The organism is Agarivorans sp. QJM3NY_33 (assembly GCF_050870865.2).
In the GTDB taxonomy this organism is placed as follows: domain Bacteria; phylum Pseudomonadota; class Gammaproteobacteria; order Enterobacterales; family Celerinatantimonadaceae; genus Agarivorans.
Window position 1 is genome coordinate 2740664 of sequence record NZ_CP194039.2, and the last position, 14285, is coordinate 2754948.

A 14285-nucleotide genomic window follows, 5' to 3' on the forward strand; every position below is an offset into this window, starting at 1 on the left:
GACCAGACCCTATGATGATATTAGGCTTAAAGGCTTGCCCTGCTCTGTAAATAATTGTTCCAGCTCTTGGTAGCCTTCTAAAACCATAATCAGCTCTGCTTTTTGTTGTTTGGCGATGCTTAACCAATGTTTTCCCTCTAAGGCTCCTACCAAAACATACAATAGATTTAAACTAGGCTGAGTTGCACCGAACTGCTTCACCTTGATAAAAGCTCGGATTGCGCCTAACTCACGTAGGTCTTCTAGCGAAATAATTCCCGCTTGCTCAAGCATTTGAGCTGATTTTGGCCCCAATCCCGGTAAATCTGTTAGGCTTTTCATCTGAGTATGTACTCCTTCATGAATACCAATTCAAACCATAGATAAAAACTATCACAGCAATAAAAACAAACGGTTACACCAATTACGATATATTAAACTATGATGTTTACGAACAGTAAGGGTCACCCCTACAACCAAGCAATACCATAAACCAAAGTGGAGAGAATAATGGATAAAAATAATGCGGTAAGCGCCGGCAAATGCCCAGTGATGCACGGCTCTCGAACTAAAGTTGCTGATAAGGGCACCGCCAATCAAGATTGGTGGCCGAATCAACTCAACCTCAATATTCTTCACCAACACAGTAAAGAATCAAACCCGCTCGGTGAAAACTTTGACTATGCGCAAGCATTTAAAAGCCTCGACTTCGCAGCACTTAAACATGATCTTCAAGCCTTAATGACCGATTCACAAGATTGGTGGCCAGCCGATTACGGCCATTATGGACCGTTTTTTATTCGCATGGCATGGCACAGTGCAGGCACCTATCGCACCGGTGATGGCCGTGGCGGTGCTGGCAGCGGTAGTCAACGTTTTGCTCCCCTTAATAGTTGGCCTGACAACGTGAACTTAGACAAGGCTCGCCGCTTACTCTGGCCAATTAAACAGAAATACGGAAACAAAATTTCTTGGGCAGACTTGATGATCTTAACCGGTAATGTCGCATTAGAATCGATGGGCCTAAAAACCTTTGGTTTTGCTGGCGGGCGCGTCGATATATGGCAACCCGAAGAAGACATCTATTGGGGAACAGAGCGAGAATGGTTAGATGACAAACGTTACAACGGAGAACGAGATCTAGAAAATCCTTTAGCCGCAGTACAAATGGGCTTAATTTACGTGAATCCAGAAGGGCCCAATGGCGACCCCGATCCCCTCGCCTCAGCCAAGGATATTCGTGAAACCTTTGCCCGCATGGCCATGGATGACTATGAAACGGTGGCGCTGATCGCTGGCGGTCATACCTTTGGTAAAACACACGGCGCAGGTGATGCCGCGCAGGTCGGTGCCGAACCAGAAGCCGCGTCCATCGAGCAACAAGGTTTAGGTTGGCACAATAGTATGGGCTCAGGCAAGGGTGTGGACACTATTTCTAGCGGTTTAGAAGGCGCTTGGACTGCCACGCCAACGCAATGGGATAACAGCTTCTTTGAAACCCTATTTGGTAACGAGTGGCAACTCACCAAAAGCCCAGCCGGTGCCCAACAGTGGACACCAACAGGCAATAGCGCCAAAAATAGCGTCCCCGATGCTCACGATCCGTCGAGAAGCCATGCGCCAATGATGGCAACCTCAGACATTGCACTTCGCGAAGATCCCGCCTATCGCAAAATATCTCAGCATTTTCATCAAAATCCTGAAGAATTTGCCGACGCCTTCGCTCGCGCATGGTTCAAACTAACTCACCGCGACATGGGACCTGTTCAACGCTACCTCGGCCCAGAAGTCCCTGCCGAAGAATTAATTTGGCAAGATCCTATTCCAGCGGTAGAACATGCAATCATCGACGACGCCGATATTAAGGCGCTCAAAGTAAAATTGTTAAATTCTGGACTATCGGTATCTGAGCTAGTTGCAACGGCTTGGGCTTCGGCCTCGACCTTCCGCGGTTCGGATCTACGCGGTGGCGCCAATGGGGCTCGGATCCGCCTTGCACCACAAAAAGACTGGCAGGCCAATCAACCCGCTCAGTTAGCCAAGGTATTAGCGGTACTAGAAGCCATTCAAAGCGAGTTTAATCAAGCCCAGAGCAATAACAAACAGGTCTCGCTCGCTGATCTAATCGTACTGGGCGGTAACGCTGCCATTGAACAAGCAGCGCTAGCAGCCGGACAAAAGCTTGAAGTTCCGTTTAGTGCCGGGCGCAATGATGCCTCGCAGCAACAAACTGACGTCACAGCGTTCGAACCCTTAGAGCCTATCGCAGACGGATTCCGCAATTATCTAAAAGCGAGCTACAGCGTGTCGTCGGAAGAACTATTGCTTGATAAGGCACAACTACTTGGTTTAAGTGCTCCCGAAATGACGGTACTGATTGGCGGCATGCGAGTCCTCAATGCCAACTATCAGCAAACGCAACATGGGGTATTGACCCAGCGACCAGAGCAGTTGAGTAATGACTTCTTTGTGAATCTGCTAGATATGGCAACCGAGTGGAAACCAAGTGCCACAGAAAAAGGCGTATTTGAAGGACGTGAGCGAACTAATGGCGCATTAAAATGGACCGCCACCCGAGTTGATTTGGTATTTGGTTCCAACTCGCAGTTGCGGGCACTTGCCGAAGTGTATGCCCAAAGTGATGCACAAACCAAGTTCTTACACGACTTTGTAGCCGCGTGGAATAAGGTGATGAACGCCGATCGCTTCGATCTCGCTTAAATAACCAGTGCTAAAAATGATACCAACCATCGGAGCCAATCCGATGGTTTTTTTTGCGCTTTAGCTTCGTTGGTCTTTCGGCGTTTCCATCACCACCAGAGTTGAAATCGAATTAACTTGAGGGATCTCACCCAGCACGTCAGAATGAAAACGTTTATAGGCGGCAAGATCGGCAGTCTCGATCCGTAACAGGTACTCATTCGCCCCAGTGATGTTATGACATTCGGTGACTTGTTTGGCATCCATAATGTGCGCTTCAAAATCGAGCTGCGATTGTTTGCTATGATTCGACAGCCCAATCGTGACATAGGCGATGAATCCTATCCCTAATTTGATTGGGTTAAGCACCGCTCGATAACCTTGAATCACTTGGCTGCGCTCCAGCTCTTGCACTCGACGTAAAGTCGCCGAAGGTGACAAACCGATGCGTTCTGCCAACTCCACATTAGTTAAGCGACCGTTCAATTTTAGCTCTCGCAATATTCTTTCGTCGAATCTATCCATAACCACCAATAGTTGTGCATTAATGCTGATCTAAACAAATATAGGCACAAAATTTACGGCATATCTAATTAATATACAAGTACCCAATACAATTGAAATAAGAAACAGACATGGAATATCAACAACTTATAGCACTGGTTAGCTTTGCTTTTGTTTCAACGGTCACACCCGGTCCAAACAATATTATGATAATGAGCTCGGGAGCGAGTGTCGGTTTCATTCGCACCATCCCCCACATGTTAGGCGTGGTATTTGGTTTCAGCTTGATGGTGATCTTGTTAGGTTTCGGTTTAACGGGGCTGTTTACGCGTTACCCCTTTATTCATCAGCTATTACAGATTGCCTGCATACTTTATCTGCTCTTTCTAGCGTTTAAAATTGCTCGCAGTAAGCCAGTGAACGCGACACATCAGCAATATCAAGCAATGAGCTTTTTATCTGCAGCTGCGTTTCAATGGGTCAACCCCAAAGCTTGGTCTATGGCACTCAGCGCCATTAGTGTGTATGCACCAAGCAGCGAACTAAATAGTGTGCTCCTTGTTTCATTGATCTTTAGCTTAATTAACCTCCCTTCGGTCGGCATTTGGGCCGCTGCGGGGAAACAATTACAAACTTTTTTAACTGCACCTAATAAGATAAGAGCTTTTAATTACTGCATGGCAGGTTTGTTAGTCATATCAGTGATTCCAATGGTTTAATACCCGCTTAATTGGTGACGAGGGTAAATTTGCTCATTCTTCAAGCAAATTGCCGCTCAGAATTGAGCTAATCAAGAGAGATATTGCTAAAAATTATCAAGCAATATCTCTCACTGATTGATTCTGAGCGATTCGCCACAACACTCCACTTGGATCCGTCAGACAAAACTCCAACATGCCCCAAGGTTGGCTCACTAATTCAGACAAGCTCACGCTAAATGCTGAGCTTACCTCCGATTTAATTATATGTTCACGCCAACTCGCAGCATCTTCTACTAACAAATGCATCATAAAATTTTGGCAATGAGCACTCTCATAAAAATCTTGAAGCAAAAAAGAGCATGCGCCTTTTCTAAAATAAGCAATCCCATCGAAATCCGAAGCGAGCTCAAATCCTATGGCCTGATAAAAACGTTTAGAATCCTCGAAATTTTTAGCTGGCACAAAAGACTTTATTTCAATTATGTCTAGGTTTTGCATTGCGACTCCTTCGGCGAATGAGTTTCGATTTAACCGAATCATTGACAAATTATCAACGACAAATTAAAACTATATTAACTTTAAGAACATGAGCCGAAAACTAGCCTTATGATAGCAGCCAAGACGAGAAACAAACGTCCTGAGCCAAGCATACCAAACCAGTATTAAGCTAGCTTAGCAACAAAGCTGTAAGGAAGCCTCCTTCTCAAAAACCAACGATTTAAGTTGATCGCGACAATATTTATTTCAACTTAATTAGCCACCAGTAAATGCGAGCATTTTTTATCATTGCTTTGTCAAATATGGAACAATCATGAAACGACTGATCTTAGTTACATCGCCACCGGCCAGTGGTAAAACCTATATTTCAAAACAATTAGCCAAAGCGCTCAAACATGTGGTGTATTTAGACAAAGACACCTTGATTGTACTATCTCATCAAATTTTCAAGCTAGCGAACCAAGAAATAAATCGAAGTTCAGATTTCTTTGAAGAGCATATTCGCAACTACGAATATGAAGCAACTTTAGCACTGGCCATGGAGGCATTGGACTACGACGATATTGTGTTAATCAATGCCCCATTTACCCGTGAAATAAGAGATACCGCATATATCGATAACTTAAAGAATAAGCTCATTGAAAAAAAAGCGCGGCTCACGGTGGTTTGGGTTGAAACGGATATTGAGGTGGTTAAACAACGGATGATTCAAAGAAACTCGTCTAGAGATACTTGGAAATTAAATAATTGGGATGAGTATCTTCAAGGCCTTGATTTTTCAATTCCCCGTAGCATCGACAACCCAGAGATCATTGACGATTTATTGCTATTTCGTAACTCAAATGAAGAGCAGTACCGCCAGTCGATGCAAGAAGTACTGGCTATTTTAGAAGCCAAGCCGTAAAACCAGATTGAAAAATATGATTTCGAAAGGCTTATTTAAAGAGCAAAACCTCCACCATCAAAAAAGTGTATATAAATTTTGTCGAATCGTGGCGATAACTTCCCGATAAAAATCTGGAACAACCACATCAAAACCGTTTGCGACTCGGCATCCTTGGTTCGCCAAGCAGGTGTCGAAACTTAACGAAATTGCGGCATAAAGTCTAAATTTTGCTGAATCGTCTCTTGCAGCGCTTGCTCTAAAACCGAGCCTGTATTCACCAGCGGGTTGAGGATCAAGGCTCGATGTGCAGCGTTACGATTACCAGTAACCGCCGCTTCGACAGTCAACGATTCAAATTCTTTCATCAACTGGATTAAACGTAAAGTATCACTTGGAAAAGGCGCGACGTTGAGCGGTAATGGTCCAGACTTGGTTATCACACTACTGACTTCTACAACGCAATCATTGGCAAGCCCTGCTATAGCACCATGATTACGCGTATTCACATGCATAATAGTCCGTTTATCGTTGTAAATTGCACTCATCAGCTCACAAGCAGCTTGTGAATAGTATTGCCCACCCCGTTTTTCAAGTTCTTTAGGCTTCTCGCTTAACGCTGGGTTGCGGTAAATGTCAAACAGGCGCTTCTCCATCGCTTTGACCACTTCGCCCCGCGTCCCTTCAGAATTTGCCTCTGTAAGTTCCTGCGCCATAATATCTTGGCTGCTGTAGTAGTAGCGTAAGTAGGCGCAAGGGATCATGCCCATATGACGCAGTAGCTCTGCAGGCCAAGCGAATGGCGGAATGTTTTTTGGCACCAAGGGATCATTGCCAGCCAAAATGTGTTCCACCACTTCCGCTAACTTATCTTGCCCCTGATAAAGAATTTGCCGCGCCCAAATCAGGTGGTTCAGCCCAGCTAATTGTAAAACAATATCTTTTTCGTCGGCACCCAGTAATTGTGCCACACCCTTTTGCATGATCACCGGCACATTACATAAACCCACAGCTTTCACTCGAGAGTATTTAAGAATCGCTTCGGTGACCATACCAGAGGGATTAGTAAAATTTAGCAGCCATGCATCAGGACAATATTGCTCCATTTCATGGCAGATTGCCAAAGCAATCGGAATCGTACGACAAGCATTGGCAAAACCACCTAAGCCATTAGTTTCCTGACCAATCATGCCATACTTCAAGGCGATACGTTCATCACGGATCCGCCCTTCTAAGCAGCCAGCCCTAAATTGAGAACAAACAAAATCAGCCCCCTGCAAAGCCGCAATGCGATCCAAGGTGACATGCACCGCAATGTGGTCCATACCATTCTTAGCTAACATACGCCGAGTTAAATCACCAATGATGGCGACTTTCTCTCTGCCAGCTTCGATATCTACCAGCCATAACTCAGCAATCGCTAGCTCATCTTTAAGCTTGATGAGACCTTCCATCAACTCGGGCGTGTAACTTGAACCCGCTCCAATAATGCATATCTTAAGAGCCGATTTCATCTTTTTGTCCCCCTATAGGCAAGTTAAATTAATTAAAGCATTGGTTTTCAAGTGAAACAAACCAGATATAATCCATCATGTATTAGAATCACTAATGTGTAGTGGAGATCGCATCGATGGATCGCAAACAATTATTACTCACCAATATGTATACATTTAGTATTGCCGCTAAATTTTTAAGCTTTACCAAGGCTGCAGAAGAGCTATTTATTACTCAAGGAGCCGTGAGTCAACGGATCAAGTCACTAGAACAACAATTAGGATTTAGCCTATTTGTACGACTGACCCGCCGCCTAGAACTCACCGAAGAAGGCGGTCGTTTGTTACACGCTCTCAGCCAATCCTTTGATGTCATATTTTCAGAAATTGAAGACATTAAATTTAATGAGTTAAGAGGTGAACTATATATTGGCGTTGCGCCTACCTTTGCTCAAAGCTGGTTACTCCCGCGTCTCGCGAAGTTTCAAAACCTGTATCCCAATCTCAATGTCAAAATTAGAGTGAAAGCCAGTCGTTTAGATTTTCAACATGAACCCGTCGATCTAGCGATCTATTACGGTGAAAAAAGCTACCCTGAATTTTATAGCTGCCGACTATTTGAAGAAATGCTCACACCGGTATGCAGCCCTACATACTACCGAAAACTATTTGGCGAACACGGACATCAAAGCTCAGCGATCGCCTCTCAGTTGACCAAAGCCACGTTCATACATTGTTCTGAATCTTTAGAAGCAGATGAACCGAATCGTGAATGGCGATTATGGCTCAAAGCGCAACCTGAAAACTCACTGCAAACCCTAAAGGTATTAGAGCGAACTTATATTTTTAATCACTCGGAGATGGCAATGACTGCCGCCAAGAATGAAATGGGAATTGCCATGGCTCGGGAATCATTGGTCACTAAGAGCCTGCAAACGGGTGAATTAATTGCACCATTTCAACGAGTCCATGCTGGTCGAGGCTACGATTTAATTTGCCTTAACGGGCAAGAGCATCGCCCACGAATCGCCGCCTTTATTGACTGGCTCAAACAACAGAGTCGCGCAGACACCGTGCTTTGATATAGCAGATAATTGCTATCACTCAAGTCAATCCGATGCGATCAAATCAATGGAACAAACAGTAAACCGCCTTCGACGAGAGTCCGGCGGTAATATTTCCATTTTGAACAACACAGAAAGAAGCTAATCTTGTGTTTGTTAGATCATGCTACGGGGTAAGCATAGTTTCAAACAAGCTTAAGCCGCCAGTAATAAAACGCTTATGAAACGCTTAAAAATCACCATACTATTATCTAATGCGAACCTGAGATATCAGAGATTTATCGATTCGAGATGGGTAGATAAAGCTTCAACATTCTAGGTGAAACGCCCTGTGCGGAACCACAGGTAAGATATTGTGCGAAACTGGAAGCTCAATACCTCCAACGAACCCATTATTTAGGTTTAACAGCAACCACTGAGTAGTTTTCGACCATCACAATGCTGGTCAAACCGAACCGCTCCAAGTGGAAAAATCCCCCTCTAACTCACTCGCATTCAATACATGGCAAGAACATGCTTCAACACGGCTTTTCTGTTTCTCGATTTGACAAGTGGTTATGTCAATCGGGGCTCGGCGGTACGAGGCGAAGACGGTCTGTACAGCGGTTGCTAACTTACCCTGCTTACCTTTGAACTGCTAATACCTAATCTTTGCCCTTGCTGGTGATTGGCATGGCAATTTTGGACAGCCATCAATCGTCACTATGGCACCTCGCAAATCGAGCATCTGGATCGGTGCTGGTAACGCGGTGAATTCATAACTCTTACGGTCGGTTTTGAGTTGACCCAATACCAGTTGGTTGGCGCTGGCCTACTCACTTACCATATCGGTGGTGCTTTGTCCGTCGTCCCAGCCATAAGAGCCGCGCAAGGACTGACCATCAATGGCAACCACTTAACCAGAGGTCAACTTGTGTCCCCTTTAATCCAAGCCAGAAAACAGTCGCGAAACTCAGCAGGCTTGATACTCGCAATCAGTCGAGCGAAGCTATCATCAACTGGCGCACCGTTTTCAAACAGACCCTGTTTAAAGAACCACTCATGATGACAGAGCGCATATTCACGAATGTCGATCCAGCTTTGACCCTCGGCTATCTCGGCGCAGACTGAGCCAAACAAAATATCAAACAGTGGATAGTCTACTTTTGCGCTTTGTCGGCAGTCATGAATAATACTGAAATGCTTGGATGCTATCGATATTCATGGCCACTTCTCAAATGAGGAGCATAAGATCACAATCAGCTCGGCAGGTTAATTTTAACCTAAAATAGGGCTAAAACGTTCATACTCTTGCCCTGATTATAAAGGTTCTGCATGAACTCCAAGGTATTTTACAGAAGGATTTGATATTGAGATATCTTGCCAAAGCTCATCTTTTAGTTCCTCCGGCCATACAGTTACATTATCAAAGTCATCTTGAGCAAACCATTTTAATTCTTTGATCAGAAACTCGTCTCCGCCCAAGCCTTTAAGGTTATCAATTGTCTCCTTTCCAAAATATTCTGTGACTAAATAGAAAACCTCCAAATGGTGAATACTGGTGCTTGTCTCTGAATACTCCCTTACATATATTAATGGGCCCACTTGAACCGTTAAACCAGTCTCTTCGAACACTTCTCTTTTCACAGTATCTATAGTTGAATAATCTTGATCATCAAACCCTCCACCAGGTGGAACCCACCATTCTCCTGTATGATCCACATGTCGAACCAACAATATTTCATTATTTTTATTTAAAATAACTCCACCTGCTCTTATTCTATGTTTCATTGCAATAACCTTTAAATAAAGGGCTGCCGCTATTTGGCAGTCCGAGCATGTTTGCCTTGTTAGGCGCTTCTAAGCATTATTTGTAACTGTGGCTAATTTTAAAGCCAATGCTGCGAATACAGTGCCTGCGATACGGTTTAAATACACTTGAGCTTTCGGTGACTTTTGTAGCCAACCGCCTAAATGTCCTGCTGCTATGGCTATTGCACAAAAAATTACCAGTGCCACACACATGAACACGCCTCCGAGAAAGAAGATTTGAGGTGCAAGAGCACCTTCTTCTAGAGATGCAAACTGAGGTAAAAACGCCAAGAAAAATATCGTAACTTTTGGGTTAGTGATATTCATGATGATGCCCCGACGATAAAGGGCACCAATCGACTGCAAATTGGAGCCAGGTACTTGAAGTGCGCTAGTAGATGCACGGAATGCCTGCCATGCTAGGAATGCCAAGTAAATGGCACCTAATATTTTCAGAACCGTAAATGCAACGGCAGAGGTTTGAAAAATTGCAGCTACACCAAATGCCACAGCCGTTGTATGAACGATAAGCCCTGTACATAGGCCAAACGTAACGAGCACACCAGACTTTTTTCCGTACAGTGCTGATTGCATAAGCACAAATATATTGTCAGGCCCAGGGACTATGCTCAGCAATGCTGATGCAATCACAAAAACTGCTAATGATTCTATTGGTATCATTTCTTCGTCACCTCTTTCTGTACCTAAGGTTTTAAATAACAGTCAGCTACTTTTTGACTTTCCATTTTTATTACACCCGAATTCAACTCCGAACTGCGACATTCTTAATTCTCAAGCCGCCTCCATTATTTTTTTGAAAAGTATGTCATCAACAATTTCAATCTATTTTATTAAAGGTTCACCCTTGTTTCATTTATCCTCTTCGGATTGGTATTCCAGCAAGTCACCAGGTTGACAGTTGAGTGCTGTGCAAATAGCGTCCAGTGTTGATAAACGAATTGCCTTTGCTTTACCTGTTTTTAGTATAGAAAGGTTTTGTTCAGAAATTCCGATGTGTTTAGCCAGCTCGTTTGATTTCATCTTACGTTTGGCCAACATTACATCTACGTTAATAATAATCGCCATGTTAAACGGTATATTCTTGTTCGTATTTCATTTCGACAGCTTCTTTCAGTACCCAAGAAATCAGTAATACCACAGAGCCAATAATTAAGTTAATCATATCAGAAGAGCCAAATCCTATGGTCACTAATCGCTCCCCAACAGGGTTTTGAAAGGTGAGAACTAAACCGAGTAAGGTATTCGATACTATGCCTACTGCAGTCCAAGCTAGTAAAGCAAATCCCATTCGTTTAAAACAGGTGACATTCTCATAGGAGAAGATGATGCCATGCTGGTAGAGGGTAAACAGTTTTCTTAAATGGATAACACCATATAACAGCACACTGATGGGCAATAAACAGACTAAAAACGCCAGCAAGCGAGTGGTTAAATCAATGCTAACAGAAAACAAGACACCCACTCCAACTAACGAAACGCCTTTAATACTCTAAACTATCAATAGTGATTTATTTGGAGAGTTATCATCATGCCTCGGTCAAGACGCTCGCAAGTGAGCTTATCGGATACACCCTACTATCATTGTGTTTCCCGTTGTGTTCGACGGGCGTTTCTGTGTGGCGAAGACAAGGTAAGTGGTAAAAGCTATGAGCACCGCCGCCAGTGGGTCGAGGATTATTTACTCAAATTAGCGTCAGTGTTCGCCATTGATGTTTGTGCTTATGCTGTCATGAGTAATCATACCCACCTCGTGCTACATGTTAATCAGCCGCAAGCAGAAGTCTGGTCAATGGATGAAGTGTTAGAACGCTGGCATCGTTTGCATCAGGGCACCTTACTGACTCAGATGTATCTCAACCTTGAGTTACGTTCGCAGTTAAGTGAGGTGCAACTACAAGCCATTCGCGCCACCGCCGAAGTATATCGGACTCGACTGTATGACTTAAGCTGGTTTATGCGCCATTTAAACGAACATATTGCGCGAGCCGCCAATCAAGAAGACCAATGTACCGGTCGATTTTGGGAAGGGCGCTTTAAATCCCAAGCGCTTTTAGATGAAGCCGCACTCATGGCGTGTATGGCTTACGTAGACCTAAACCCCATCAGAGCCAAGATGGCGAGCACACCAGAGGGCTCCGCTCATACCAGCGTACAGCGACGAGCAAAAGCCGCTCAGCTAAAACAAGCCCAGGCAACAAACCTGTTTCCCTTTGTGGGGAACCCAAGAGAGGCTATGCCCCAAGGCTTACCCTTTGAGCTGAAAGACTACCTTGAGTTGGTCGATATGACCGGACGCATGATAAGAGAGGATAAACGAGGTGACATCGACAGTGGCGAAAGTTCCATCATCCAACGCTTAGGGATAAATGAAGCGCAGTGGCTGACTTTAAGCGGTGAGTTTGAACGGCACTTTTCTGGGGCTGTTGGTCAAGAGCGCTTGCTTAGGCAATACCATCAGCATATGGGGTATCAACGAACGGCCGGTTTAAGTTGCAGCAAACGTTTGCTAAATCGCGCTTAAGCGTGAGCTTACTTTCGAACAATATCTTAATCATCAGCTTTGCTGAGGCGTGAATTGCCTCAGAAATCATCAAGATGAGTGATTAATGATGAATTCAGCCACCAATCAGCATGACAACAGCCTCAGAACTAAATAATTACAGTCGAATTACTTTCACAAACGGTGTTGCTGTCTCCATGGTTCTTATGATGGATGTCCATGCTCTTTTTCTTTTAATGCTGATGTGATAGTTCGCCACCGAACGCTGAGCCATCAATCGACGCTCACAGGGCTTCACCACTTTTTTGCCATCGCCTCTGAGATCACCTCTGCTTTAAGGCGTTCTTCCGCATACATCTTTTTAAGCCGTCGATTTTCATCTTCGAGTTCTTTCATCCGCGCCATAAGGGATGCGTCCATACCGCCGTATTTCGAACGCCACTTGTAAAAGGTTGCGTTGCTCATTCCATGCTCACGACAGAGCTCAGGAACAGGTGTACCAGCCTCAGCCTGCTTGAGAATAGATAAGATCTGACTGTCCGTGTAACGTGACTTTTTCATGTTGAATCTCCTGTATTTACTATACGAGAAAATTCTACTTTTGCATGGGATTAATTTTCGGGGGGATTACCCAGAGACAGTACATGTTCTTATCTGGGGAGATCTGCTTAACAGGCGATCGTTAAACTCACTAGCTTGGCCGCTAGCTCAAACAGGCCTGGCACTTAAGTCTCATCAACTTAAGTGAGCAAATACGATGAACAACGATAGCGCTATTTGGGGTAACTCAAACGGTGATTAAGCAGAAGTCAGCAGACGGCATAGTAGCCCAACGCCCATCGTAATGGTTGGGACATGGTGAAGGCCTGAACCTGAAAATCAATGAGGAGCCTGTGCAGCTCATTGTCTCCGTATCCGACCGGACTGAGGAGTCATGGCGCAAAAAACAGAAGCCATCATTGGAATGCAAAGGAGCTAATCGGCCGTTGTATTTTAACCGTTTTCAGGAAACGCCCTGTGCGGAGCCGCATGCAGGGTGTTGTGGGGGCTGGAGGTTAGACACCTCCGGCTACCCGATTATAAGCGCCTAACACTCTATAAAATGATCTTTATTTTCAATGTACATTTCAATATTTTCAAAAATCCAACGTGTACCAGAGTTTTCATTTCTTCCGTTTCGCTCTCTTGTCCTAGCTTTCCATTGACCAAAAAAGATATATTCTTTCTCTGGATCAATGTCTTTAATTAAGGATTCTTTTTTCAATATTATTTGAGGTATCGGTTTCCTGATAATTCCATTTTCATCAGCTGACACATAAGGTGAATTTAACTCAACAACGGTAAATGGAAATTTTGGGTTAGTAGATTTTCGTATTTCATGTATATGGCCAGAAATGGCTAAAGGAAATGTATACTTATCAGTACCATAATGTTTTACAAACTTAGTCAAATTCTCATGGTCAAAGTAAAAGCGATCCCAGTTAACTTTATTACCTTTGTAGTTGAGAGTTACTAATGACTTTAATTCTTTATTGTCTTCGCACAAAGTACGCAACTCTAGGATTTGTTTCAATGTTCTTAGATAGTTTGTTAACTTACCGCTATTTGCAAAGTTTTTATTCTTATTTCCGCTAGCTCCCCAATTTTTACCTTTTGATTCTACTTGAGACTGCGTCATTTCCCAAAGTGCTTTTAGGAGTACATGTAACCTAAATTCAAATTTCGATTTTTCAATCGCACTAAAAACTTCTGATTCTGAGTTTTTTGCGATGATATCTAGCTGTCCACCGATATTATACTTGCACTGTAAACTGTGTTCCTCATACCTTTTCAATCTAAAACAAGGTGCTATCTCAACCGTTTTAGATTGATATTTACGATCATGCCTTTTTACAAAAGAAAGCTGAGCATTACAACTAGAAGATAAGCAAAATAAATTACCAAATGGTTTTGCTTCGTAAGAAATTGCAGATATTTTATTACCCGAGGACAGCTTAGCTTCAGGTATTTTGCTTCCCATACTGGACTCCATTTGGCTTATAACAGTATATTAATATGCAAATTCCCATCTTTCACGCATGCGAAGTTACCACCTATCACGCAGCACAGAAATTCACATACCCTTTAACATTCAATTTTATCAACAGCATA

At 43.6% G+C, this 14285-nt stretch carries 15 protein-coding genes and 1 pseudogene; 5 read left to right on the forward strand and 11 right to left on the reverse strand.

Annotated features, from left to right (window positions below; all coding sequences use genetic code 11):
- Positions 1–9 precede the first annotated feature (9 nt).
- Complete coding sequence (locus ACRRSY_RS12320; protein WP_432463298.1) at positions 10–321, reverse strand: TfoX/Sxy family protein; 312 nt, start codon at positions 319–321, stop codon at positions 10–12.
- A 168-nt stretch (positions 322–489) separates the two neighbouring features.
- Here ACRRSY_RS12320 and katG point away from each other — a divergent pair, with 168 nt between their 5' ends.
- Positions 490–2700 (forward strand): catalase/peroxidase HPI, encoded by a 2211-nt coding sequence (gene katG, locus ACRRSY_RS12325; protein WP_432459295.1) that lies wholly within the window; start codon positions 490–492, stop codon positions 2698–2700.
- Positions 2701–2760: 60 nt separating this feature from the next.
- On the opposite strand, the gene ACRRSY_RS12330 is transcribed toward katG, so the two are convergent.
- Complete coding sequence (locus ACRRSY_RS12330) at positions 2761–3204, reverse strand: Lrp/AsnC family transcriptional regulator (RefSeq protein ID WP_432453316.1); 444 nt, start codon at positions 3202–3204, stop codon at positions 2761–2763.
- Positions 3205–3314: 110 nt separating this feature from the next.
- On the opposite strand from ACRRSY_RS12330, the gene ACRRSY_RS12335 reads away from it, so the two are divergent.
- Entirely contained in the window at positions 3315–3902 is a 588-nt protein-coding gene (locus ACRRSY_RS12335; protein WP_432453317.1) for a LysE family translocator, read from the forward strand.
- Positions 3903–3998: 96 nt separating this feature from the next.
- Here ACRRSY_RS12335 and ACRRSY_RS12340 read toward each other — a convergent pair whose 3' ends face one another.
- A complete protein-coding gene (locus ACRRSY_RS12340) occupies positions 3999–4382 on the reverse strand; it encodes a VOC family protein (RefSeq protein WP_432453318.1) in 384 nt (127 codons plus the stop codon).
- Between the two features lie 313 nt (positions 4383–4695).
- Between ACRRSY_RS12340 and ACRRSY_RS12345 the strand changes: the two genes are divergently transcribed.
- Positions 4696–5286: an AAA family ATPase gene (locus ACRRSY_RS12345; protein WP_432453319.1), complete on the forward strand. Its 591-nt coding sequence runs from the start codon at positions 4696–4698 to the stop codon at positions 5284–5286.
- Positions 5287–5465: 179 nt separating this feature from the next.
- Here ACRRSY_RS12345 and ACRRSY_RS12350 read toward each other — a convergent pair whose 3' ends face one another.
- A complete protein-coding gene (locus tag ACRRSY_RS12350) occupies positions 5466–6779 on the reverse strand; it encodes a 6-phospho-beta-glucosidase (protein ID WP_432453320.1) in 1314 nt (437 codons plus the stop codon).
- A gap of 116 nt (positions 6780–6895) precedes the next feature.
- On the opposite strand from ACRRSY_RS12350, the gene ACRRSY_RS12355 reads away from it, so the two are divergent.
- A complete protein-coding gene (locus tag ACRRSY_RS12355) occupies positions 6896–7840 on the forward strand; it encodes a LysR substrate-binding domain-containing protein (protein WP_432453321.1) in 945 nt (314 codons plus the stop codon).
- Between the two features lie 888 nt (positions 7841–8728).
- On the opposite strand, the gene ACRRSY_RS12360 is transcribed toward ACRRSY_RS12355, so the two are convergent.
- The 5 genes from ACRRSY_RS12360 to ACRRSY_RS12380 form a co-directional block, all read right to left on the reverse strand.
- Positions 8729–9022 carry a transposase family protein gene (locus ACRRSY_RS12360; protein ID WP_432464718.1) on the reverse strand — a complete coding sequence of 98 codons (294 nt, stop codon included), beginning with the start codon at positions 9020–9022 and terminating at the stop codon, positions 8729–8731.
- Between the two features lie 99 nt (positions 9023–9121).
- The gene (locus ACRRSY_RS12365) at positions 9122–9592 is read right to left on the reverse strand and encodes an NUDIX domain-containing protein (RefSeq protein ID WP_432463299.1); all 471 of its coding nucleotides are present in this window, start codon (positions 9590–9592) and stop codon (positions 9122–9124) included.
- A 69-nt stretch (positions 9593–9661) separates the two neighbouring features.
- Positions 9662–10294 carry a LysE family translocator gene (locus ACRRSY_RS12370; RefSeq protein WP_432453323.1) on the reverse strand — a complete coding sequence of 211 codons (633 nt, stop codon included), beginning with the start codon at positions 10292–10294 and terminating at the stop codon, positions 9662–9664.
- Positions 10295–10483: 189 nt separating this feature from the next.
- Positions 10484–10699 carry a helix-turn-helix domain-containing protein gene (locus ACRRSY_RS12375; protein WP_432453324.1) on the reverse strand — a complete coding sequence of 72 codons (216 nt, stop codon included), beginning with the start codon at positions 10697–10699 and terminating at the stop codon, positions 10484–10486.
- A gap of 1 nt (position 10700) precedes the next feature.
- Positions 10701–11087, reverse strand: a complete 387-nt coding sequence (locus tag ACRRSY_RS12380; protein WP_432463300.1) for a DUF2975 domain-containing protein — start codon at positions 11085–11087, stop codon at positions 10701–10703.
- 75 nt (positions 11088–11162) lie between these two features.
- Here ACRRSY_RS12380 and ACRRSY_RS12385 point away from each other — a divergent pair, with 75 nt between their 5' ends.
- On the forward strand, positions 11163–12155 hold the full coding sequence (locus ACRRSY_RS12385) for a transposase (RefSeq protein ID WP_432463301.1): 993 nt from the start codon (positions 11163–11165) through the stop codon (positions 12153–12155).
- A 211-nt stretch (positions 12156–12366) separates the two neighbouring features.
- Here the strand turns inward: ACRRSY_RS12385 and ACRRSY_RS12390 are convergent.
- Both ACRRSY_RS12390 and ACRRSY_RS12395 read right to left on the reverse strand, forming a co-directional pair.
- Positions 12367–12695 (reverse strand): annotated as a pseudogene (locus ACRRSY_RS12390) (transposase); the annotation flags it as partial.
- Positions 12696–13221: 526 nt separating this feature from the next.
- Positions 13222–14154 (reverse strand): hypothetical protein, encoded by a 933-nt coding sequence (locus tag ACRRSY_RS12395; protein ID WP_432463302.1) that lies wholly within the window; start codon positions 14152–14154, stop codon positions 13222–13224.
- Positions 14155–14285 lie beyond the last annotated feature (131 nt).